This window comes from Collinsella sp. TF06-26 (assembly GCF_002232035.1).
Classification (GTDB): Bacteria; Actinomycetota; Coriobacteriia; order Coriobacteriales; family Coriobacteriaceae; genus Collinsella.
Window position 1 is genome coordinate 67,580 of sequence record NZ_NKXR01000012.1, and the last position, 21,543, is coordinate 89,122.

Sequence of the window (21,543 nt, forward strand, 5' to 3'; positions counted from 1 at the left end):
GAGCCCTCCTAGTTCTCGTCCTCAAACATACCACCCGCAACGACCTCGTACATATGCTCGAGCTCCAAACGGTCCATTAAAAGCGGAACGGGGTACAGGGGATTGGCCTCGGCATCGGCATGCGTCGCCATCTCAGGAATGTCGGAGCGGCGAATGCCTGAAACATATCTGGGGATTCCCAGGGTCTCGTTCATGCGGTCGACCCAATCGATAAAGGCCTCGGCCGCCAGGCTGTCCTGCGCGTTAGCCGGCGCGATACCGGCCATGCGGGCGAGATCGGCAAGCTTGGGAGCGGCAGCGTCACCATAAGCGCGAAGCATGTGCGGCAGGATGATCGCGTTGGCCAACCCGTGTGGAATTCCGTATCGGCCGCCCAGACTGTGCGCGATGGCATGCACATATCCAACATAGGAGCGCGTAAAGGCAACACCCGCCTTATACGCCGCCGAAAGCATATTGCGGCGCGCACGCATGTTACCGCCATGCTCATAGGCCTCCAGCAAATTGTCGTGGATGAGCTGAACCGCCTGACGCGCCATCTTGCGCGTGTAGGACGTGGTGCTACGGCCGATAAAGGCCTCGACAGCATGCGTCAGGGCATCCATACCCGTCTGCCCCGTAATGGACGCCGGCAACCCACGCGTAAACTCGGGGTCGTGCACCGCAAAACGTGGGATGAGTACAAAGTCGTTAATGGGGTACTTGTAATGCGTCTCGTCATCGGTAATTACCGCCGCAAGCGTGACCTCGCTTCCCGTGCCTGCCGTGGTGGGAACGGCGATGAGCAGCGGCAGACGACGATGAATGCGCAACAGGCCGCGCATCTTGTTGATGGGCTTGTTTGGCTGCGCGATGCGTGCCCCCACGCCCTTGGCGCAGTCCATGGCCGAACCGCCGCCAAAACCAATAATGGCCTGGCAGGCGCTCGCGCGATACAGGGACGCCGCTTCCTCCACGTTTGAGACCGTGGGGTTCGCACGTGTTTCGGCATAGACCGCAACGCCAATTCCCTTGGACGCGAGCGCGCACTCGAGCGGTGCCGTGAGCCCCAGACGGGCAATGCCGGGATCCGTCACGATAAGGACCTTCTGGATCGAGCGCTTTTGAAGCACCGCGGGCACATCCTCGGCATGCTCTAAAATGCGCGGCTCGGTATAGGGCAGGATTGGCAATGCAATGCGAAAAACCGTCTGATATGTTCGACACCAGGCACGACGGGCTAGATGCATAAAGGAAACTCCTTCATTTGTTGATAGGTCAACATTTGCTCGACCGATTGTACTCATCGGAGGTCGCACGAGGTCTAGCAATCGTTAATCAATCAACATCTTCACATGCCCAAAATTGTTTTATTAAAAATCATTCCTAATAGGCTTCACATTCGGTCGCATTTATGGATAATAGAACTCGTCAAGACGCACGTCCGGAGAGGGCCCTTACGGGACCGGACGAGCGCGCCATCGCCATCGATCGAAAGGATCGAATTATGAAGTTTGTTTGCCCCGTTTGCGGTTATGTGGAAGAGTTCGACGGCGACCAGCTGCCCGAGGATTTCAAGTGCCCCCAGTGCGGCGTTCCCGGCTCTCGCTTCCTGAAGCAGGAGGAGGGTCAGCTCGAGTGGGCTGCCGAGCACGTCGTGGGCGTCGCCAAGATGGAGGGCGTCTCCGAGGACATCGTTGCCGATCTGCGCGCCAACTTTGAGGGCGAGTGCTCCGAGGTCGGTATGTACCTGGCCATGGCTCGCGTTGCTCATCGCGAGGGTTATCCCGAGATCGGCCTGTACTGGGAGAAGGCTGCCCACGAGGAGGCCGAGCATGCCGCCAAGTTCGCCGAGCTCCTGGGCGAGGTCGTGACCGATTCCACCAAGAAGAACCTCGAGATGCGCGTTGAGGCCGAGAATGGCGCCACCGCCGGCAAGACCGATCTTGCCAAGCGCGCCAAGGCCGCTGGCCTCGATGCCATCCACGACACCGTGCACGAGATGGCTCGCGACGAGGCCCGCCACGGCAAGGCTTTCGCTGGCCTGCTCAAGCGCTACTTTGGCTAAGCCAACTGCCTGAGACATAACCTCTAGCTCGAAGAAGGCCCGGACCGTATTGGTTCGGGCCTTTTTGTGTCTCGAGGACTCGTTAACGCCCTGAAATAGAGCTATCTTCGGCATCGGTCTCTCGTCAAAAACTAAGTGAGTAGACTTTTCGAAACTTGCCGAGCAGACCATCCGTATTGCTTTATAAAGTCGCAGGTAAATGACTTGTTTCAAAACGGCCTGGTCGCCAAAGTGCCAAAAGCCTACTCACTTAGAACCGCAGCCGTCCACGATCGAGCTGTTTTGCGTCTAACGGGCATCTTTCCGTCGATTACTCCCAATTTTGTCCAGTCAACGAATAGTTCAGACCGGAGTAATGTCTCAGCCCTTTGCTCATCTGAGCTTTTATCACGATATTCAGCATCGAGCATCCTGCATATGGCCTTAACGATCGCGCGGAATCTATCCTCATCGGATATCTGTCTGTGTGTCAGGAGAAGTACATCGTAGCCCATGGCCTGAAGGGCCGTCATGCGGTCAGCGTCACGCAAGCCATCCCCTGCGCGTCCGTGCGAGGCCTTTCCCTGACATTCAATGGCCACCTGTCGCCTGCCGTCCGGCGAAGAAAGAAGTAGGTCGATATATACACGGGACTTTCCCACAATCGCTCGAGCACTTGTGCTTAGCATCACTTCAACATTAAGCTCTATGCCGCAAAAACCTTCGCCTCCCAGGGATCGCGGCAGTGCAAGTAGCAAATACGCCTCGACCTCAAAAGGCGACGCGGCGCCCAATGGAACGAGTTGCGATACCGCTATAAATCTATTGCCGTAACGCATCCCGCAAACATCTGAACAAAAACGGTCAAGGTCTCCGCCCAAAACCAAAGCGTCTCGACGCCATAAATTTGAGGCGGTGCCGTCCTCGGACGGGCAGCGCACCCAACCGAACGTTGTCGAAATCGCGCCCGAATCAATTGCACGCGAAAGCTCCGCCTCAAGTGCCGCCGGCAGGGCACACACCGCAAACAAGCCACACATCTCCGCCAATACCAAAAGAAGCTGAAGATCCGTCAGATGCCGCAACATGATGAATGCCGTCAGTAGAGGAGACGTAATCAAAACCCCATGCTCCGTTCCCAGCACGGATTCCCTGGGAAGCTCACCAAGAAACAGCCGCTGCCTAATGCTGGCAGGACAAGTCCGTTTGTTTCTCGACCGAACCAATGTATACAACGGGAAACCGAGCGCGACCGCAGCCGTCGGGTTGCGGGCGAGATCATATCGCTGCCGGTCTTCTTCCGGTCGTGGAAGCGGCGGACACAAAGCGCGGACTTGAGGAGGCAAACGCCAGTACCTAAAAGCTGATATGTCACAAAGTAGATCCTTCATAGGCACAGGAAAACACGAATTTCAACCCAGTCAGTCACGCATTGGCGCGAACGCACCAAAATGGCGCCGAACGGACTGCCAAGTTTTCAACAGCCCTCCCCAACTGGCCAAAAGCTTGCCGAGAGCTGGACGAAGCCCTGTTGAAAACCCCATTTTTTCTCATGCAGGAGCTTTGCGCGGCAAGTGAGTAGACTTTTTTGAACATCCCGAGCAGGCCGGTCATCCTGCTTTTCAAAACCGCAGGTAGATAGCTTGTTACAAAACTGCCTGGTCGCCAAAGTGCTAAAAGTCTACTCACTTAGGTTGCAGAGTGCCCCCCCATTAGCTGCAATTCCAAGGTAGTTAGTACTTTTGGACTCAGATCGTCATACTGAACAAGAATTTGAGTTGAGTTTTCAGGGACAGATGCGCCATCGGCACACCAAAAACAGTCACCGATATCGATAAAAGGGATGCTCGAGCGCGTGAGGGCCCGTGCAAAAGAGCTTCCGCCCGCGTCACACTCCACGGCCACGACGCAGTAAAGGCCGGCGTCCGCGTACTCGATCGAGACTTCCCCTGCCGGAAACGTTTTCCGTACAAGCGCCGCCAGGCCATCACGCGCCCCACGAGCACGAACGCGCACGCGGTTCACATGTCGCTCGTAATCACCCGATTCCAGCAAACGCGCCAAGGCAACCTGATCAACAGAACTTACCGACGAGGCGTAGAAACCAAGGTTGCGTTTAAACCTCTCCATTAGTTCATCGGGCAGCACCATGTACGCCAAACGTAACGCCGATGAAAGGCTCTTCGAAAACGTGTTGGTGTAGATAACCGACTGGGCGGCATCGATCGACGCGAGCGCGGGAATCGGCTTGCCGGCAAGGCGAAACTCACAATCAAAGTCGTCTTCGATGAGATACCGACCTGGCCGCTCGGCGGCCCAGCTCAGCAACGCATAGCGACGTGCAATGCTCGTCACAAGACCGGTCGGATACTGATGAGACGGCATCAGGTGAAGGACATCGGTCCCGGTTTTCTGCAGCGCGCTCAAGTCCACGCCCTCAGCATCCAACGGGACATGCCGCACTTCGCAACCCATGGCCTGATAGATGCGCGTCAAGCGCAAATAGCCTGGATCCTCGACGGCATACACCTTGTCCGCGCCAAGCAACTGAACCAACATGGTATCGAGCAGCTGGGCGCCCGCACCGATAACGATATTGTCGGGATTGACATTCATGCCCCTTGTCCCGCGCAGATGGCGCGCAATCGCACGTCGCAGTCGAGCGGTGCCCTGCGCCGGTGCGGGCGAAAAGATTTCACGTTCGTCTTCGGACGTCAGCGTCGCCCGTAGCGCACTTTGCCAAAGCCGCGCCGCCTCCAAAGCGGAAGGAGAAAGTGCGTCGAATCGCTCTGCCTGCCCCATGGCATCATGCGCGCTGGGACCAACAGGGACAGCATCTCGGTCGATATCCCCCGCAGCCAAAGCCAAAACCGGCGCATCCGGGAGCTCGCACGCGTAGTAGCCACGACGCGGCATTGAGCAAATATAGCCCTCGGCAAGCAACTGGCTATATGCATTCTCGATGGTAATGACACTGATACCCAGATGACTCGCAAAGGCGCGCTTAGACGGCAGATGCTCCCCCGCCGCAATACGGCCAGCAACAATATCATCGCGAATTTGCTGGTAAACATACTCATAAAGCGATGCTTCGCCGCGATTTTCCAAATTGTAGTCAAGCATGGGTCTATCACCTGACCTTATTGAATCATTCAATCTGGCATTAGTCTGACCTTGTTATTATCTCGAAAACTGAGTATTTCGCCATGCCCAGCTCCCCGATAGGATATTCCGTCAAGCAATGCACATGCCAACCAAGGGAGCAACCATGGCAGAACAGACCAGCAAGGCCGATCGCGTCAAACTCAACCGCGAGCTCGCGCAGATGCTCAAGGGCGGCGTCATCATGGACGTCACCACGCCCGAGCAGGCACGCATCGCCGAAGAGGCGGGCGCCTGTGCCGTCATGGCACTCGAGCGCATCCCGGCCGACATCCGCGCCGCCGGCGGCGTGTCGCGCATGAGTGACCCCAAGATGATCAAGGGCATTCAAGAGGCCGTCTCGATCCCCGTCATGGCAAAGTGCCGCATCGGTCACATCGTCGAGGCGCAGGTCCTTCAGGCCATCGAGATCGACTACATCGACGAATCCGAGGTCCTCTCCCCCGCCGACGATGTCTACCACATCGACAAGACCCAGTTTGACGTGCCGTTTGTCTGTGGCGCCCGCGATCTGGGCGAGGCGCTGCGCCGTGTTGCCGAGGGCGCCACGATGATCCGCACCAAAGGCGAGCCGGGCACGGGCGACGTCGTTCAGGCCGTGCGTCACATGCGCAAGATCCAAAAGCAGATCCGCGACGTTGTCGCCCTGCGCGATGATGAGTTGTTCGAGGCGGCCAAGCAGTTGCAGGTTCCGATCGAGCTGGTGCGCGAGGTCCATACTACGGGCAAGCTTCCCGTCGTAAACTTTGCCGCCGGCGGCATAGCGACCCCCGCCGACGCCGCATTGATGATGCAACTGGGCGCCGAGGGCGTCTTTGTCGGCTCGGGCATCTTTAAGAGCGGCGACCCTGCCAAGCGCGCCGCCGCCATCGTCAAGGCCGTGGCAAACTTCACCGACGCCAAACTCATCGCCGAGCTTTCGGAGGACCTGGGCGAGGCCATGGTCGGCATCAACGCCGACGAAATCGAAATCATCATGGAGGAGCGCGGGCGCTAGTCCAGCAGAAAGGATCGCACATGAGCGATTACGCAGACCAGACGGTCGCCGTGCTGGCGGTCCAAGGTGCTTTTGCCGAGCACGAGGCGAGACTGTCCGAGCTGGGCGCACGTTGTATTGAGCTGAGGCAGGCGGCTGATTTGAAGCAGGACTTTGACCGTCTAGTACTTCCCGGCGGCGAGTCTACCGTTCAAGGGAAGCTGCTTGACGAGTTGGGCATGCTCGAGGAGCTTCGTGCCCGTATCGCTGAAGGCATGCCCGTCCTGGGCACCTGCGCCGGCCTGATTCTGCTGGCGCGCGACCTTGCCGCCCATGACGATAAGGGCACGCCGCGTTTGGCAACCATGGATGTACTTGTCGAGCGCAATGCCTACGGCAGGCAGCTCGGCAGCTTTCGAACCAAAGGGCAAGTAGCCGGCATCGACGGTGAAGCGCCGCTGACGTTTATCCGCGCACCCCGCATCGTCGAGGTCCACGGCGACGCCAAGGCCCTGGCCGAAGTCGATGGCTGCATCGTCGCTGCCCGCCAGGGCAACCAGCTCGGCGTAACCTTCCACCCCGAACTCGATGAAGACACCCGCCTCCACGAATTGTTCCTACAAATGTAGACAGAGTAGAAACGAGCGTGGATTTTCGGACACATAACAAATGAGAGTGGATAATCTCCCACTTTGAGCTTGAATGCAGGCTCAAACCGGGAGATTATCCACTCTCATGCTATGTAGTCGTTTAAGAACGTCCCCAATGACTACCTTGGATCATGGCAACGCCGATGTTTTGGCAACGCCAGCGAGCGCCGCCCAGGGCGAACAAGTTGGCATGAAAAAGGCAAGGCATAGACCTTCTGGTCATGCCTTGCCTTTTGAATGACAAATTGTCGCCCTGGGTGGCGCGCAGCGTCAACTAGTTACGCGGTTCGTAGAACCGCGTAACCCCTAAAAGCGGTTGCCGCGGAAGCCGCCACCGTTGCGGCCGCCACGGTCGCCACCGCGACCGCCGCGGTCGTTACCACGGTTGCCGCCGAAGCCACCACGGTTGCCACCACGGTTGCCACCAAAGCCGCCGCGACCGCCACGGTCGCCGCCACGGTCGCCAAAGCCGCCACGGCCACCGCGATCGCCACCGCGGCCGCCGCGGTCACCGCCACGGCCACCGCGATCGCCAAAGCCGCCGCGACCGCCACGGTCGCCGCCACGGCCACCGCGCTCGTCACGGCCGCCGCGAGGACCGCGGTCCTCGTCCAGGCCCATGGCGACGAGCGGAGCGATAACCTTATCGAGAGCGGCCATCAGCTCGGTGGCCTCCTCGTAAGAAAGCTCGGGCAGGAGCTTCTCCTTCTTGTTGGCAAGCTCGGTCAGGCCCTCAGCGGCATCCTCGGCAGCGAAGACAACGATCTTGCGCATATCGCCCTCGGCGTCGTCGATGCGGCCGACCAGATCGGCAGCCTCGGCCTCGGCCATCAGGCCATCGAGCTCACGAAGGCGCATGCCCAGCAGGTCGGACATTTCCTTCTGCTCCATCTTGGGCTTGAGGTCAAGAAGCTTGATGGCGCGCTCGATGTTCGCCATGCGCTCGGCCTTGGCCTCCTCCTCCTTGGAAATAGCAAAGCGACGGCTGCGCAGCAGGCGGGCGGCCTTCTGCATCTTGTCCATCAGCTCTTCGTCATCGTAATCAGCGGCGGCCTCGACAACCTCGGCCTCCTCGGCGGAAACCTCGTCAGCAGCCTCAACCTCGGCAGCTTCGGTCTCCACGGTCTCGACTGCCTCGACCTCGGCAGCCATGGTCTCGTTCTCGGTCTCGTTCATGATCTCTTCGTTCTCAGACATGAGACTCCTTCTTGGCCCTCTCGGGCATCATCGCCCCATTCGCGGGGCCCGTCGCGCACTCTTTGCGCTTTAAACATTCATGCCTCTCGGCAAAACGTCCATTAGTTTATGGTGTCGCCATCCAATCTAGCTGCAGAATCTATGTGCACACATTAATGCGACATGTGCGACTCGCGGCGGGCGTACACCAGCGACACCGCGAACCCGGCCACGGCAATCACGGCCGCTACGCGCACGGCAGCCGCAAATCCTATCGCCTGGGCAACGTCCGCCGCAACGCCAGCGGCGCCGGCAACCGCCGCAGAACTCGAGAGCAGGCCGATAAACAGGGACGGGCCAAACGACGCGGCAATCATGTTCCACGTGTTGAGCAATGCCGTTCCGTGAGGATGCTCGGCGGCGGGCAACGTCTCCAGGCCGGCCGTCTGCGAGGGGCTCAGCACCAAACCGACACCGGCATACACCACAACAGTCAGCGCCACGACAATACCAATGTTCATGCTTGCCGCGGTCATCGAAATTGCAGCCTGTCCCACAGCAATCAGGGCAAAGCCGACCGGCAGCAGCGGCCACGCGCCACGGGCATCCATCACGCGTCCGCCCACAATCGAGGTCACAGCGTTGCAGGCAATCGCCGGCAAAATGAGCAAGCCAGCAACAAGAGCCGTCATGCCGTATGCGCCCTCAAAATAGAGCGGCAGCAAAACGCTCATCGAGAACGTCGTCATCATCGACACCACCACAAGCAGGCACGCAGGCCAAAAACGAACGCTCGCCATGGGACGCACGTTAAGCACCGGATGCTCGAGCTTGAGCTGACGAACCGCAAACAGGCCGAGCACCACAACAGCGGCGAAAAGCGCCACGATACCGGCCATCACATTGGTCGAGAACTCGCCTACGGAATACACGAACGCCGTAATGCCGGCAGCAAGCAAAACAACCGACAGAATATCAAGCGTGGTGTTCGAGCGCTCTCCGACATTCCGAACGAGCTTTGCTGCCGCCGCGGCGACCACGACACCGCCCACCAGCGGGACCACGGACACCGCCCTCCAGCCAAACAACGTGCACATAAGACCACTAATCACGGGCCCAAACGCCGGCCCTAGCGTAATGCAGGCACCGCCCAGGCTCAGATACAGACCGAGCTTCTCGCGCGGAGCACAAGATAGCACCACATTCATCATGAGCGGAAACAAGATGCCCGATCCCGCAGCCTGCAAAAAACGACTTGGCAGCAAAACGGTAAACGACGGGGCGACCAGGCACAGAACTTCTCCGGCGACCATGCATCCGCATGCGAAAAACAGCAGCTTGCGCGTCGAGAAACGACCGGACAGAAAGGCCATGATAGCCGTAAAGATCGACGTCACGATCATGTATCCCGAAACTAGCCACTGCGCCGTGGTGGCACTCACCGAAAAGGCCGCCATGATATCGTGCAGTGCCACGTTAATGATGTTCTCGTTAAACGCGGCGACAAAGGCTGCAATATACATTACGACGAGAAACGCCGAAGTGGCCGATGGCGTTGCTTGAACTTGTTGCTGAGATTTGCTCCCCATGCATTTCCTTCCTCTTGGAACGACAGTCGCATCGCCCCAGAGGAACAGTCCAGGGCGAAAAATGAGCCCTAGACTTACGCCAGACGCCGTACACGACGAATCTGGCAACATGGTCCAACGTCGAAAGATTGTAACGCGGACGCACAGCTTTCCTTCCGCGCTATTATTAAAAGTCCACGAAAGCATAAGACATGAGGAGCCCGCCATGATTAAGCCCATCATGAAATCCGAGTTCTTTTTGCGCCTGCCTTCCGAAGACGCGGGACCCGACGATGCCGCGACCGGGCAGGACCTCCTGGATACGCTCCATGAGCATGAGCACGAGTGCGTGGGGCTCGCCGCCAATATGATTGGCGTGCGCAAACGCATCATCTGCGTAAAGGACGGCAACAGGGCGCTCCTGATGTACAACCCTCAAATTCTTGAGCAGGTCAATGCCTATCAGACGAGCGAAGGCTGCCTCTCGCTGATCGGCGAGCGTCCCTGCACCCGCTATCGCCGCATTAAGGTGAAGTATTTGGACGAAAACTTCGTCCACCGCATCAAAAACTTCTCGGGCTACACCGCCGAGATCATCCAACACGAAATCGATCATTGCAACGGCGTCGTTATATAGTTCCGCCGATTCAAGAAAGCTCCCTGCAGAAAAATAACTGCAGGGAGCTTCTCATAGTGCGGAACTTCTATCCCACTAGCTCTGGCGGTAATGATCGAAGAAGTCGGCGAGATCTTCGAGGGACTCTTTGAGCACTTCCATGCGCGGCAGGTACACGATACGGAAGTGGTCGGGCTCAGCCCAGTTGAAGCCGCCGCCGCGCGTGATCAGAATCTTCTTCTCGTGCAGCAGGTCAAGGGCGAACTGCTCGTCATCGGTAATGTTGAACTTCTTCACATCCATCTTGGGGAAGATGTAGAACGCCGCACGCGGCTTAACCACCGAGATGCCGTCAATCTTGTTGAGCGCCTCATACACAAAGTTGCGCTGCTCGTAGACACGGCCGCCGGGGCGGATGTAGTCGTTGACGGACTGATGGCCACCGAGCGCCGTCTGAACGATCGACTGAGCCGGCACGTTGGAGCACAGGCGCATGTTCGAGAGCATGTTGATGCCCATAATAAAGTCGCTCATGCAGCGCTGGTTACCCGAAAGCACCATCCAGCCAATACGATAGCCCGCGATCATGTGCGACTTGGAAAGGCCGCTAAAGGTGACGCAGGGCAGGTCGGGAGCGAGCGAGGCAATCGAGACGTGCTCGTAGCCGTCCATGCACAGGCGGTCGTAGATCTCATCGGCAAAAATCATGAGCTGGTGCCTGCGCGCGATCTCAACGATGCCCTCGAGTACCTCGCGCAGATAGACCGAACCCGTGGGGTTGTTGGGGTTGATGATGACGAGGGCCTTGGTCGCGCTCGTGATCTTGGACTCCATATCCTCCAGGTCGGGATACCAATCCGCCTGCTCATCACACAGATAGTGAACGGGATGACCGCCGGCAAGGGTTGCGCACGCCGTCCAGAGCGGATAGTCGGGACTGGGGATCAGAATCTCGTCGCCATTGTCGAGCAGCGCGTTCATCGAAAGCTGAATGAGTTCGGACACGCCGTTGCCCGTGTAGATGTGCTCCATCTGAACATTGGGCAGGCCCTTGATCTGCGAGTACTGCATGATTGCCTTGCGCGCAGAGAACAGGCCGCGCGAGTTGGAATAGCCTTCGCAGTCGGGCAGCTGCTGGCGCATGTCCTTAATGACCTCATCGGGCGTGCGGAAGCCAAAGGGCGCCGGATTACCGATGTTGAGCTTGAGAATACGCTCGCCCTCGTCCTCCATACGGGCGGCCTCGTCGACGACGGGGCCGCGCACGTCATACAGGACGTTATCGAGCTTGGTGGATTTTGAAAAAGTACGCATGGTGGTGCTCCTTGGAATTTGAGCTGAGGGATGGGGTTCGGGCTTGGGTACGTTGCGAGGCGATGATTCCTCGCCTTGATCGGCGTCACCGGCGAGCAGCCAGGAAACATCGACCTCCAAAATACGAGCGAGCAGCTCTGCCACATCGCGCCGCGGGATCGTCTTGCCGCTCACATATTGGCTCATCTGACTCTTGCCGAGTTTTTTTCCGAGCATCTCCGATGCGCGGATTACGTCCGACTGGCGAACGTCGCGATCGGACATGGTCTGTCGCAGGCGATCGCTAAACGTCTCTTGGGCCATTAGAACCTCCTTGCTGGCAAAGTTCAATTTATAGAACACGAATTGAACCTAAGTTCAATTTAGGAAGCAGTATAGCGCCGTACCTTATTCGGAAGTTCAATTTCACAAGAAAACGTACCGAACTCCGAGATTTGCCCAAGGCGGACAATGACGCGCACGCGTTTAGAGATATTCAAGGAATCGAGCGGCGGCAAGCGAAACGTCAGCCGTGCGATATATCGCGTTGATCTGCCGATGGGGATGTCCCTCGAGCGGACGCACGGCGACATCGAACTGACAGCGGCGCAAGATGAGCGCCGGAAGAATACTCACGCCCAGACCGTCCTCGACCATGGCCATAATCGCATAATCATCCCAGGTCGATAGCTTAGAACGCACCGCCAGACCCGCGCGGCGAAACAGCGGCGTAATCTCGTCGTCGCTACCGCGTTCCAGAAGAATAAACTGCTCGTTGGCCAAATCGGCAAGGGAAACGACCTCCGCGGTGGCAAGCGAGGAGTCCGCTGGCACCACGGCCATCAGCTCGTCTTGCACCAACGGCCGCGACGCCATGCCGGCGCCGCGTGGCTCGCGCGGAATAAAGCCCAGGTCGCAGCGGCCTTCCGCCACCCATTGCTCAATCTCGGAGTAATCACCCATCAGCAGCTCGTAATCGACATCCGGGTGATCAGCGCGAAACCGCGCGATCACCGGCGGCAGTACATGGGTCGCCACACTCGAGAATGTACCGATACAGATCTTGCCACGCATGAGCCCCCGCATCTCGTCCACGCGTCGCTGCAGGCGGCCAAACTCTTCGCATAACGCCTCGACTGCCGGCATGACCTGCCGCCCGTCGGCAGAAAGCACCACGCCCTCGCGGCTGCGATCAAGCACCTTAAAACCCCAGTCTGCCTCAAGGTCGCCCACCATGCGGCTCACGCCCGACTGCGAATAGCTCAGCCGCTCTGCAGCATGCGTAAAGCTGCCGGCACGCACCGTCTCGAGCAGCACTTGCATCTTTTGAATATTCGTTTCCACGGCATCCCTCCACCTTTACATGAGTTTTTGTCATGTTATCCATGCATTATATTCGCTTTTCTTCTAAAGCCACCTCACCCATAGTGAACATGCTCGGATATAGAGGGGATGTCAGCACATGAACAACGGACTGTTTACGTACTTAGCAGCATTGCTATTGTTTGGCTCCAACGGCATCATCGCCGCTGCCATCGCGCTGCCGAGCTCCGATATCGTACTGTTGCGCACGTTTTTGGGCGCTCTCACCCTTGCCGCCATCCTCTTCATAACCAAGCGCCATAACCTGCAGGCTCCGTCTCGCCCCCGCGAGGCCGCAGCGCTCATCGTCTCGGGCGCCGCGCTGGGCGCCAGCTGGATTTTCCTGTTCCGCGCCTATCAGACGATCGGCGTTGGCATCTCCTCGCTGTTGTATTACTGCGGCCCCATCATCGTTATGGCCCTCTCCCCGCTCATTTTTGGCGAAAAGCTGACCGGCGGCAAAATCGCCGGGTTTATCGCCGTTGCCTGTGGCGCCTTTCTCATTGCGGCGCAAGGTCTAGGCGGCAATATGCCCATTGCGGGTATCGCTTGCGGCATCGCCTCGGCCTTCTGCTACGCCTTGATGGTCATCGCTAGCAAGGGTGCGCCACACATCGAAGGCCTCGAGAACTCCACGCTCCAGGTGAACGCCGCCTTTGTAACCGCGTTGATCCTTACGCTCTTCACGCAAGATGCCCCCTCGTTCCTCTCCCCCAGCATTGCCGCCGGCATCGATTGGGGCGCCGTCGCCATGCTCGGCGTCGTCAACACCGGCATCGGTTGCCTGCTCTACTTTAGTGCCGTCGCCAAGCTGCCCGTCCAGACCGTCGCGGTCGTCGGCTACCTCGAGCCGCTTTCGGCCGTCGTGTTCTCCGTTGCCCTTTTGGGAGAGACCATGACGCCCATCCGCCTCATGGGCGCCGCGTTGATCATCGGCGGCGCGATCTTTTGCGAAGTCGCCGGCAAACGCGCAGACACCAAAGCAAGCATCGCCCAAGTAGCACGCGCCTAAAAGCCCCTCTTCAGTTTCAAAGCAGAGGCGCGTCCGTGGTTATCACATTGCAGCAAGACCATACAGCCGGTGCGCCCCTGTTTTGAAATGCTACCTGCGTACATGAATAATCCCCAGATGGGGATTATTGTCTAAAACACCCCGATGTGCCAAACTGCTCTTATATGTATAAAGATGGCATAAAGGTTATCTGCCCTAGACAGATAACCGGATGTCTAAGGGAGTCCACGTGGCACACAACAAACTGGAGGCAAACCTCCAAGACCAGCACGGACAGAGCGGGCATGGAGCCATTCCCCTTTCTGCTGGTATGTTGCTCGTAACGCTCGGCGTCGTCTATGGCGACATCGGCACGAGCCCTATGTACACCATGAAATCAATCGTCGCCAACAACGGCGGCGTCGGTACCGTCAGCGAGGACATGATCCTGGGCGCGCTTTCGCTCGTCATCTGGACCATGACGCTCGTAACCACGGTCAAGTACGTGCTAATCGCCATGAGGGCCGACAACCACAACGAGGGCGGTATCTTCGCCCTGTTCAGTCTCGTGCGCAAAGTGGCGCCGTGGCTGATCCTTCCCGCCATGATCGGCGGTGCGGCGCTGCTTGCCGACGGCATCCTCACCCCCGCCGTCACGGTCACCACAGCCATCGAGGGTCTGCGCACCATCGAGTGGGGCCACGCGCTATTGGGCGACGGCCAGACCAACGTCATCATTATTACCATCATCATTATCTGCGGCCTATTTGCCATGCAGCGCGCCGGCACCTCGTCAATCGGCAAGCTCTTCGGCCCGCTCATGACGCTATGGTTCCTGTTCCTGGCGGGCGCCGGCCTGTTCAACATGCTCGGCAACCTGTCCATCTTGCGCGCACTCAACCCCATCCGCGGCATCATGTTCCTGTTCTCGCCCATCAACCACTCGGGCATCATGGTGCTCGGTTTCGTCTTCCTGTCGACGACCGGCGCCGAGGCGCTCTATTCGGACATGGGTCACGTGGGCAAGGCTAACATTTACGCATCCTGGCCGTTCGTAAAGGCGGCCCTCATCCTTAACTATCTGGGTCAGGGCGCTTGGCTGCTCGCCAACAACTCCAATCCCCAGATGCTCGCGATGGACATCGTCAACCCGTTCTACATGATGCTTCCCGAGCCCCTGCGCCCCTTTGCCATCGTGCTATCGGCCGTAGCGGCCATCATCGCCTCGCAGGCGCTTATCACCGGCTCGTTCTCGCTGGTATCCGAGGCCACGCGTCTCAACCTTATGCCGCATCTGCGCATCCACTACCCCAGCGACACCAAGGGTCAACTCTATATTCCGCTCGTCAACAACATCATGTGGGTCGGCTGTATCTTCATCGTGCTGCTGTTCCAAAACTCCGAGCGCATGGAGAGCGCCTACGGCCTCGCCATCACCGTGACTATGCTCATGACCACGACGCTTTTGACGAGCTATATCGCCGGCATCCTCAAGCACAAGTTGGGCGCCTGCGTCTTTGCCCTGCTTTTTGGCGCCATCGAGCTCTGCTTCTTTGCCTCGTGCCTCACCATGTTCTTTAACGGCGGCTATGTGATGATCTTCCTGGCCTCGCTGCTGTTTGGCCTTATGTACGTGTGGCGCCGCGGCACCGCCATCGAGCGCACGCAGACGATCCTGCTGCCCGTCTCCAAGTACATCGATCAGCTCAACCGCCTGCGCAACGACGAGACCTACCCCGTGCTCGCCGACAATCTGGTGTTCCTCACCAACAGCCCCGACCCGCTCACGCTCGACCGCGACGTGCTCTATTCCATCCTGGACAAGCACCCCAAGCGCGCCAAGGCATATTGGTTCATCAACGTGCACGTTACCGACGAGCCCTATACGCACGAGTATTCCGTCGAGACCTTTGGCACGGACTTTTTGTTCCGCGTGCGCCTGGACCTGGGCTTTAAGGTCAACCAGCGCATCAACGCCTATCTGCGTCAGATCGTTGGCGACTTGATGACATCGGGTGAGCTGCCACCGCAGCATCACACCTACTCCATCTACGAGACGCGCGGCAACGTGGGCGACTTCCGTTTTTGCATGCTGCGCAAGATGCTTGCCCCCGAAACGGACATCAACCGCAACGACCACCGCGTGATGGCCATCAAGTACGCCGTCCGCCGCGCCTGCGGAAGCCCGGCACGCTGGTACGGTCTTGAGAACTCGGCGATCATCATCGAGTACGTGCCTCTCTTTGCCCGCATGCGTCCGGCGGTCAAACTCGTACGCACCCATGTGCCGCTCGAGGTCCAGATCGAGGAAGCCGAGGAAATGGAAGTCGATATCTTCTCGGACGACCTGGTCAACGGCAACGAGGCCGGTAGGGACATGAACGTCGATCCCACCGAATTGCTCGAGAGCGTCGCCGATACGCCCGAACAGCAACTGCTCGACGGCCTCGAGAGCGCCCAGCTCAACGACGCCAACTTCTAGCGACGTCGCGCATCAACGACAGCGCCCCTGCACCTCACAGGAGATGCAGGGGCGCTTTGCATTTCAGTAAAGCCCTCGGCTACGAACGGCGCGGCTCGGGAACCACGAGCCTATCGGGGCTCGCGCCCTCGGCATCCATCAGGCTCACGTAGCGAATCGACGGATCCCCATACATCGCGTAGTAATAATTGCCCGTGCGCGCGCTAAAGCATCCGGTGTAGATAGTCTTCTCGAACTTGCCATCGCCCATCCTGGACGCTCCCTCGATCATCACCACGCCCTCGAGCGAGCGGAACATGCGAACGACGTTTTCGGTCTCGCTCTCCTTTTGCGGGTAATTGGCATTGAGGTACGCCGCCTTTACAAAACGGCTCGGCGAATAGCAATCGCCCGGAATGCCGCGCATGCCGGCACCGGCTCCATAGGGCTTAAGCTCGGCGCCACGCCATGTCGCCGTCTGCGGAAAATCGCTTGTGGCGGTGATATAGGTGCGCAGGTTTTCCATGTGCCACGGGAAGGTCGGCTGGTTGGCAAGGGTGTCGACCGGATCGTCGTATACATGCAGGCCGTCAGCCATCATCTCGACCACGATGCTACGCTGGCTGTCGCCGATAATCCAATGGAGCAGCGACACGCCCAGCCCCTCTCCTGCAGATTTGGCGACAATCACCGTATCGCGCAGCGCAGCCTCGACCTCGTCGACCGTCGAGAACGTCGCTGCCACCCACAGGGGAAACTCATAGGCCGCGATATTGGTCTTTCCATCAACCGGGCCCTCGGCATACTCGGCATAGCCGGGAAAGTTGAGCCCCGCCACAGCCAGACCCGCATCGTTACCACAGTCGAAAAACATGGGATAGTTCTTGTAATCGATGCACATGCCGATTACCGCGTGTGCCGCCGACGCATCGTCGATAAACGAATACGGAATATGGAACCCGCGCGGCATCACGCGAACCTGTTGGCCGTAGTCAAAGCTCCAGTCGAGGTTGCGGCCCAGATACATGTGGCCAGAATTATCGGTAAATCGAATGCTCGTGCACATAGCGCCTCCTAGCTTTACGTTCCTGCTAAGGTTATTGTCACCAAACAAAAAGGCGCTAAACACAAAAGCCCGGACATGACAACAATGTCACGCCCGGACCAAAAACGACGAAGTGCGGTGCTGTGGTCGCCCTAGACAAGCTTGCCAAGACAGTGATCGATCATATGCTGAATCATCTGCGCCTCGAAGCCGACAAAGTCCTGCTTGCGCTCGCGCATCTTGCCATCGACGATCTGGTCAAAGGCAACCTTGCACTTGATATAGCGCGTGGACTTGGTGACCTCCTCGTGCGTCAGGCAGCTCTCCTCCATCTTGCTGGCGCCCAGGTCAAACACCAGACGGGGGTTGTAGAGCACGTGGGGCTCGCCGGCGTCGTCCAGGTAGACGCAGACCTTCTTGGTAACGCCAATCTGGTTAGCGGCAAGGCAGCCGGCATCGTCGAGCGACTTGATGGTATCGATCAGGTCCTGAGCAACCGACTCGTCCTCGACGGTCGCAACCTCGCAACGCTGGGACAGGATAGCCTCGTCGTGGCAAAGCTCTTTAATCATACGTTCCTCCATAGGGGTCGTTGTAACCGCTTAAGTATACGGTACCTACACAATTTCATGCGAAAGATACCGCCCGTCCGTTACAAACCGCCGAACATCAACATGTGAGGAACACCAACTTCACAAAGGCGATATAGTGGGTGAGTTCGTGTCAATCGGCCTAAACTCGGGGCCGAACAAGGAAAGGGTATGCATGGACGAACTTTTTCACGTCAGTGAGCGCAAGTCCACAATCGGGACCGAACTTCGCGCTGGACTGACAACATTCCTGGCGATGGCCTACATCATCGCCGTCAACCCCGCAGTGCTCTCGGGCGCTGGCATCGATGCGGGAGCGCTCGCCTGCGCCACCTGCCTGGGCGCCGGCATCATGACCATCTGCATGGGCATCTTCGCCAACCGCCCGCTCGCCTGTGCGTCGGGTCTGGGCATCAACGCCATGATTGCGGGCATCGCCACCACCATGTGCGGCGGCGACTGGCACGTGGCCATGAGCGTTATCTTCCTCGAGGGCGTCGTCATCTTGCTGCTCGTCCTGTGCGGCCTGCGCGAGGCCATCATGGACGCCATCCCCGTGGTCCTGCGCCACGCCATCTCGGTGGGTCTGGGCCTGTTTATCGCCATGATCGGCCTGTGCGACGCCGGCATCATCACCGCTGGCGCCGGTACGCTCGTCGGCCTGGGCGACATCGCCTCCCCCACCTTTATCGTCGGCATCATCTCCATCGTCGTGACGGTTGCCCTAGCTTCCCGCAACGTGCCGGGCTCGCTGCTCATCGGCATCATCGTCGCCGTTATCGCCGGAATCCCGCTGGGCGTCACCCATGCGCCCGAGGGCCTCATCGCACCGCTCGACTTCTCGACCTTCGGCGCCCCGTTTGCCAGCACTGCCGACGGCAACCTTGCCATCGTGAAGGTCCTGACCGACCCGATGCTGCTCGTCGTTGCCTTCTCGCTGCTCATGAGCGACTTCTTCGACACCATGGGCACCGCGATGGCCGTCGCCAAGCAGGGCGAGTTCTTGACCGAGGACGGCAATGTCGAGGACATCCGTCCCATCCTGGTCGTCGACTCCGTGGCCGCTGCTGCCGGTGGCTTTATGGGCGTCTCCTCCATCACCACCTTCGTCGAGTCCACCTCTGGCGCTGCCGACGGTGGCCGCACGGGCCTCACCTCCGTCACCACCGGCGTGCTGTTCATTCTCGCCGCGTTCTTCTCCCCCATCGTCACCATCGTTTCCAGTGCCGCCACCTGCGGTGCTCTGGTCTACGTCGGCTACCTCATGATGAGCGAGGCCTCCGAGATCGACTGGTCCGACGTGTCGCAGGGTTTCCCGGCGTTCATGATTGTCGCCGGCGTGCCCTTCACCTACTCCATCTCTGCCGGCATTGGCCTGGGCTTTATCGCCTACGTGATCGTCGCGCTCTTTAAGGGCGAGGCCTCCAAGATCAAGCCGCTCATGTGGATCGCAGCCCTTGCCTTCCTCGTCTACTTCTTTGTAGCGTAACGGCAAAGCTGCCAAAGCAGAACACCAAAGCGCGGAGTCGCATCGAGCGGCTCCGCGCTTTTCTTTTAAAGCCAGGCACCGCACGGACGCGCGATGTATTGCCTCCCAAGTTTTGGACATTTTGCCCTCCAAACGGCACTACCGCCGGCTACATCCTGCAGATATGCTGGGCGTAATCGCATAGGCCCTATGAGGATGGGAGTAACCATGGCCACCTTGTTCACGACCCCCAAGCGCAATGATAAAACCTCAGGAGCCCATTTTGTCGAGCCCGACGTGCACCGTCGCACGCTGCTCGCGCACGGCAGCTGGCGCCGCGTGACGCGCCGCATCGTCTGCGGCCTGGCCTGCGCGCTCACGGTAAGTTCGCTGCTCATGCCGAGCGTCTCGCTCGCGGCGGAGTGGGTGGACGTTGGCGGCGTCCGCCACGAAGCGGCCGCGGGGCCCACGGGAGACGCCGCCGGCACCTGGAGCTGGGACGGCGCCGACGACATGAAGCTCATCAACTATAACGGCGGTGAGATCAAGGCTGCAGGCAAGCTCAACATTGTCTATGAGGGCAAGAACACCGTGAAAACCGAGCCTGATTACACCGGAGCCGCCATCAAGGCGCAGGACGGCACTAGCCAGAAAGCAGAGTTGAACATAACGAGCTCGAATAGCACGGATGAGCTCAATGTGACAGCCGAGGCCGATGCAATTAAATCAACAGGCGACCTCTCCATTTCTGGCCCAGGCACTGTGAACACCACAAGCACTGCTTCCGACGGAATTGAGGCAAAGGGCGATCTCTCTATCACGGGCTCGGGCACCGTGAATGCAACGGGCGGTACCGAAGGCATCCAATCCAAGGGCAAGACCACCATCGATTCCTCTGGCACAGTGATCGCTAAAGGAGGCGAAGGTTACGGCGTCGCCGCGGGCAGTGACCTGATCATCAAAGGCGGTGGCAAGGTAGAAGCAAGTTCGATAGAAGAAGCGGCGATTTGGGCTGACGGCAACATCGACATCTCGGGCGGCAGCCAGGTCAAGGCAAGCTCCCAGGGAGATCTTGCCGTCGACGCTGAGGGTAGTCTCGCGGTCACGAACGCCTCCCTTGACGCAAGCGGTGTTGAATATGGTGTCTATGCCTACAAGGGCGTTACGCTCGATCATGCGACCGTGACGGTCCGCACAAGCGCGAGCGGCGGCCAGGCCATCGCCCTCATCACTGATGGGGACGACATCGTCATCAAGAATGGTTCCATCGTGGACGCGTTCGCAGAAGGCAAATTCTCGGTTGCAATCTCTACCAGAAACCACCAGCCAAACGTCGCTGGCGGCCACATCTACATCAGCGACTCCGTTGTTAAGGCTATAGCCCGCTATGTCGAGACCGGTGGCGATGGCCCCGATCACTACAGCAACGACCAAAGCGGCGAGGTCATCCCTGAGCCTAGGGGTCTGAACATCGGTATCTTCGCCCAGACCTACGAGGGCATCACGCCCGCGAGTATCTCGATCGTCCGCAGCAAGCTCACGGCCGAGGGAGACACGGCGGCAATCTTCGCTCTTGCCATAAGCGAGGATGGCAAGGCGATCGGCACCATCGAGATCGAAGGCGCTCCCATCCAGGCGCCCGCAGGCGGCAAGATCATTAACTATCGCAACAAGGAAGAACTCAGCGGCGGCATCCTCTGCGAGGCGGGTCAAACCATCGGCACGGGCGACGACGTGATCGACTCTCCCTATGACGCCGCTGTCGCCAAGAGCACGCTCACCGTACCTCCCGAGAAGATCAAACCCGAGGAAAAGTCCGGCGAGACCAAGCCCGAGGGTTCCAAGCCCGAGGGCGCAAAGACGACCAAGACCGTTGCAGTTGCAGCCACGGGAGCCAAGATCGCCGGCAAACTCGCAGCAACCGGCGACGCCTCGAGCGCAGCCATCGTGGCAGCTGCCCTTGCGGGAACAGCCACCATCGTCACAGGCGCCGTGGTGAGCTGCAAGCGCTCGTAAACACTTTTTCGCACGGGACGGGTGGATCGCGGCCCTTGCCTTCCTCGTCTACTTCTTCGTAGCGCAAGGGCAAGGCTGCAAAAGCTGAACAATCAAAACCACCCCTAAAAGGGGTGGTTTGCTCTTAGGGTATAACCCTTGGA

The 21,543-nt window shown here is 58.9% G+C and carries 17 protein-coding genes; 8 read left to right on the top strand and 9 right to left on the bottom strand.

Features of this window, described 5'->3' with window-relative positions:
- Nucleotides 1–8 precede the first annotated feature (8 nt).
- The gene (locus CHY22_RS07640) at nucleotides 9–1,229 is read right to left on the bottom strand and encodes an iron-containing alcohol dehydrogenase (RefSeq protein WP_089573343.1); all 1,221 of its coding nucleotides are present in this window, start codon (nucleotides 1,227–1,229) and stop codon (nucleotides 9–11) included.
- Between the two features lie 254 nt (nucleotides 1,230–1,483).
- On the opposite strand from CHY22_RS07640, the gene CHY22_RS07645 reads away from it, so the two are divergent.
- Nucleotides 1,484–2,047 carry a ferritin family protein gene (locus tag CHY22_RS07645; RefSeq protein WP_070097113.1) on the top strand — a complete coding sequence of 188 codons (564 nt, stop codon included), beginning with the start codon at nucleotides 1,484–1,486 and terminating at the stop codon, nucleotides 2,045–2,047.
- A 242-nt stretch (nucleotides 2,048–2,289) separates the two neighbouring features.
- On the opposite strand, the gene CHY22_RS07650 is transcribed toward CHY22_RS07645, so the two are convergent.
- Entirely contained in the window at nucleotides 2,290–3,171 is an 882-nt protein-coding gene (locus CHY22_RS07650) for a hypothetical protein (protein ID WP_089573344.1), read from the bottom strand.
- A gap of 544 nt (nucleotides 3,172–3,715) precedes the next feature.
- Nucleotides 3,716–5,149 (bottom strand): PLP-dependent aminotransferase family protein, encoded by a 1,434-nt coding sequence (locus CHY22_RS07655; RefSeq protein WP_089573345.1) that lies wholly within the window; start codon nucleotides 5,147–5,149, stop codon nucleotides 3,716–3,718.
- A 145-nt stretch (nucleotides 5,150–5,294) separates the two neighbouring features.
- Here CHY22_RS07655 and pdxS point away from each other — a divergent pair, with 145 nt between their 5' ends.
- Complete coding sequence (gene pdxS, locus CHY22_RS07660) at nucleotides 5,295–6,185, top strand: pyridoxal 5'-phosphate synthase lyase subunit PdxS (protein WP_089573346.1); 891 nt, start codon at nucleotides 5,295–5,297, stop codon at nucleotides 6,183–6,185.
- 20 nt (nucleotides 6,186–6,205) lie between these two features.
- On the top strand, nucleotides 6,206–6,793 hold the full coding sequence (pdxT, locus tag CHY22_RS07665) for a pyridoxal 5'-phosphate synthase glutaminase subunit PdxT (protein ID WP_089573347.1): 588 nt from the start codon (nucleotides 6,206–6,208) through the stop codon (nucleotides 6,791–6,793).
- Between the two features lie 327 nt (nucleotides 6,794–7,120).
- On the opposite strand, the gene CHY22_RS07670 is transcribed toward pdxT, so the two are convergent.
- Together CHY22_RS07670 and CHY22_RS07675 are read right to left on the bottom strand one after the other, a co-directional pair.
- Nucleotides 7,121–8,011, bottom strand: coding sequence for a hypothetical protein (locus CHY22_RS07670; protein WP_089573348.1), 891 nt, complete (start codon nucleotides 8,009–8,011; stop codon nucleotides 7,121–7,123).
- 152 nt (nucleotides 8,012–8,163) lie between these two features.
- Nucleotides 8,164–9,513: an MFS transporter gene (locus tag CHY22_RS07675; protein WP_233502843.1), complete on the bottom strand. Its 1,350-nt coding sequence runs from the start codon at nucleotides 9,511–9,513 to the stop codon at nucleotides 8,164–8,166.
- A 271-nt stretch (nucleotides 9,514–9,784) separates the two neighbouring features.
- On the opposite strand from CHY22_RS07675, the gene CHY22_RS07680 reads away from it, so the two are divergent.
- Entirely contained in the window at nucleotides 9,785–10,195 is a 411-nt protein-coding gene (locus tag CHY22_RS07680; protein ID WP_089573350.1) for a peptide deformylase, read from the top strand.
- A gap of 75 nt (nucleotides 10,196–10,270) precedes the next feature.
- Here CHY22_RS07680 and CHY22_RS07685 read toward each other — a convergent pair whose 3' ends face one another.
- Together CHY22_RS07685 and CHY22_RS07690 are read right to left on the bottom strand one after the other, a co-directional pair.
- Nucleotides 10,271–11,791: an aminotransferase class I/II-fold pyridoxal phosphate-dependent enzyme gene (locus tag CHY22_RS07685; protein WP_089573351.1), complete on the bottom strand. Its 1,521-nt coding sequence runs from the start codon at nucleotides 11,789–11,791 to the stop codon at nucleotides 10,271–10,273.
- A gap of 162 nt (nucleotides 11,792–11,953) precedes the next feature.
- Nucleotides 11,954–12,811 carry a LysR family transcriptional regulator gene (locus CHY22_RS07690; RefSeq protein ID WP_089573352.1) on the bottom strand — a complete coding sequence of 286 codons (858 nt, stop codon included), beginning with the start codon at nucleotides 12,809–12,811 and terminating at the stop codon, nucleotides 11,954–11,956.
- Nucleotides 12,812–12,929: 118 nt separating this feature from the next.
- On the opposite strand from CHY22_RS07690, the gene CHY22_RS07695 reads away from it, so the two are divergent.
- Together CHY22_RS07695 and CHY22_RS07700 are read left to right on the top strand one after the other, a co-directional pair.
- Complete coding sequence (locus CHY22_RS07695; RefSeq protein ID WP_089573353.1) at nucleotides 12,930–13,841, top strand: EamA family transporter; 912 nt, start codon at nucleotides 12,930–12,932, stop codon at nucleotides 13,839–13,841.
- Between the two features lie 211 nt (nucleotides 13,842–14,052).
- The gene (locus CHY22_RS07700; RefSeq protein WP_089573354.1) at nucleotides 14,053–16,302 is read left to right on the top strand and encodes a KUP/HAK/KT family potassium transporter; all 2,250 of its coding nucleotides are present in this window, start codon (nucleotides 14,053–14,055) and stop codon (nucleotides 16,300–16,302) included.
- 79 nt (nucleotides 16,303–16,381) lie between these two features.
- On the opposite strand, the gene bsh is transcribed toward CHY22_RS07700, so the two are convergent.
- Both bsh and CHY22_RS07710 read right to left on the bottom strand, forming a co-directional pair.
- Nucleotides 16,382–17,347, bottom strand: a complete 966-nt coding sequence (gene bsh, locus CHY22_RS07705) for a choloylglycine hydrolase (RefSeq protein WP_089573355.1) — start codon at nucleotides 17,345–17,347, stop codon at nucleotides 16,382–16,384.
- A gap of 131 nt (nucleotides 17,348–17,478) precedes the next feature.
- Nucleotides 17,479–17,898 carry a peptide deformylase gene (locus CHY22_RS07710; protein ID WP_089573356.1) on the bottom strand — a complete coding sequence of 140 codons (420 nt, stop codon included), beginning with the start codon at nucleotides 17,896–17,898 and terminating at the stop codon, nucleotides 17,479–17,481.
- 193 nt (nucleotides 17,899–18,091) lie between these two features.
- On the opposite strand from CHY22_RS07710, the gene CHY22_RS07715 reads away from it, so the two are divergent.
- Together CHY22_RS07715 and CHY22_RS07720 are read left to right on the top strand one after the other, a co-directional pair.
- On the top strand, nucleotides 18,092–19,405 hold the full coding sequence (locus tag CHY22_RS07715) for an NCS2 family permease (RefSeq protein ID WP_089573357.1): 1,314 nt from the start codon (nucleotides 18,092–18,094) through the stop codon (nucleotides 19,403–19,405).
- 207 nt (nucleotides 19,406–19,612) lie between these two features.
- Nucleotides 19,613–21,400: a carbohydrate-binding domain-containing protein gene (locus CHY22_RS07720; protein ID WP_089573358.1), complete on the top strand. Its 1,788-nt coding sequence runs from the start codon at nucleotides 19,613–19,615 to the stop codon at nucleotides 21,398–21,400.
- Nucleotides 21,401–21,543 lie beyond the last annotated feature (143 nt).

Bases quoted from the DNA above. Each gene is read 5' to 3' on its own strand.
- CHY22_RS07710 (WP_089573356.1), bottom strand. From the start codon at position 17,898: ATGATTAAAGAGCTTTGCCACGACGAGGCTATCCTGTCCCAGCGTTGC.
- CHY22_RS07695 (WP_089573353.1), top strand. From the start codon at position 12,930: ATGAACAACGGACTGTTTACGTACTTAGCAGCATTGCTATTGTTTGGC.
- pdxT (WP_089573347.1), top strand. From the start codon at position 6,206: ATGAGCGATTACGCAGACCAGACGGTCGCCGTGCTGGCGGTCCAAGGT.
- CHY22_RS07680 (WP_089573350.1), top strand. From the start codon at position 9,785: ATGATTAAGCCCATCATGAAATCCGAGTTCTTTTTGCGCCTGCCTTCC.
- CHY22_RS07685 (WP_089573351.1), bottom strand. From the start codon at position 11,791: ATGGCCCAAGAGACGTTTAGCGATCGCCTGCGACAGACCATGTCCGAT.
- bsh (WP_089573355.1), bottom strand. From the start codon at position 17,347: ATGTGCACGAGCATTCGATTTACCGATAATTCTGGCCACATGTATCTG.
- CHY22_RS07640 (WP_089573343.1), bottom strand. From the start codon at position 1,229: ATGCATCTAGCCCGTCGTGCCTGGTGTCGAACATATCAGACGGTTTTT.
- CHY22_RS07675 (WP_233502843.1), bottom strand. From the start codon at position 9,513: ATGTATATTGCAGCCTTTGTCGCCGCGTTTAACGAGAACATCATTAAC.
- CHY22_RS07720 (WP_089573358.1), top strand. From the start codon at position 19,613: ATGGCCACCTTGTTCACGACCCCCAAGCGCAATGATAAAACCTCAGGA.
- CHY22_RS07670 (WP_089573348.1), bottom strand. From the start codon at position 8,011: ATGTCTGAGAACGAAGAGATCATGAACGAGACCGAGAACGAGACCATG.
- CHY22_RS07700 (WP_089573354.1), top strand. From the start codon at position 14,053: ATGTCTAAGGGAGTCCACGTGGCACACAACAAACTGGAGGCAAACCTC.
- CHY22_RS07715 (WP_089573357.1), top strand. From the start codon at position 18,092: ATGGACGAACTTTTTCACGTCAGTGAGCGCAAGTCCACAATCGGGACC.
- pdxS (WP_089573346.1), top strand. From the start codon at position 5,295: ATGGCAGAACAGACCAGCAAGGCCGATCGCGTCAAACTCAACCGCGAG.
- CHY22_RS07655 (WP_089573345.1), bottom strand. From the start codon at position 5,149: ATGCTTGACTACAATTTGGAAAATCGCGGCGAAGCATCGCTTTATGAG.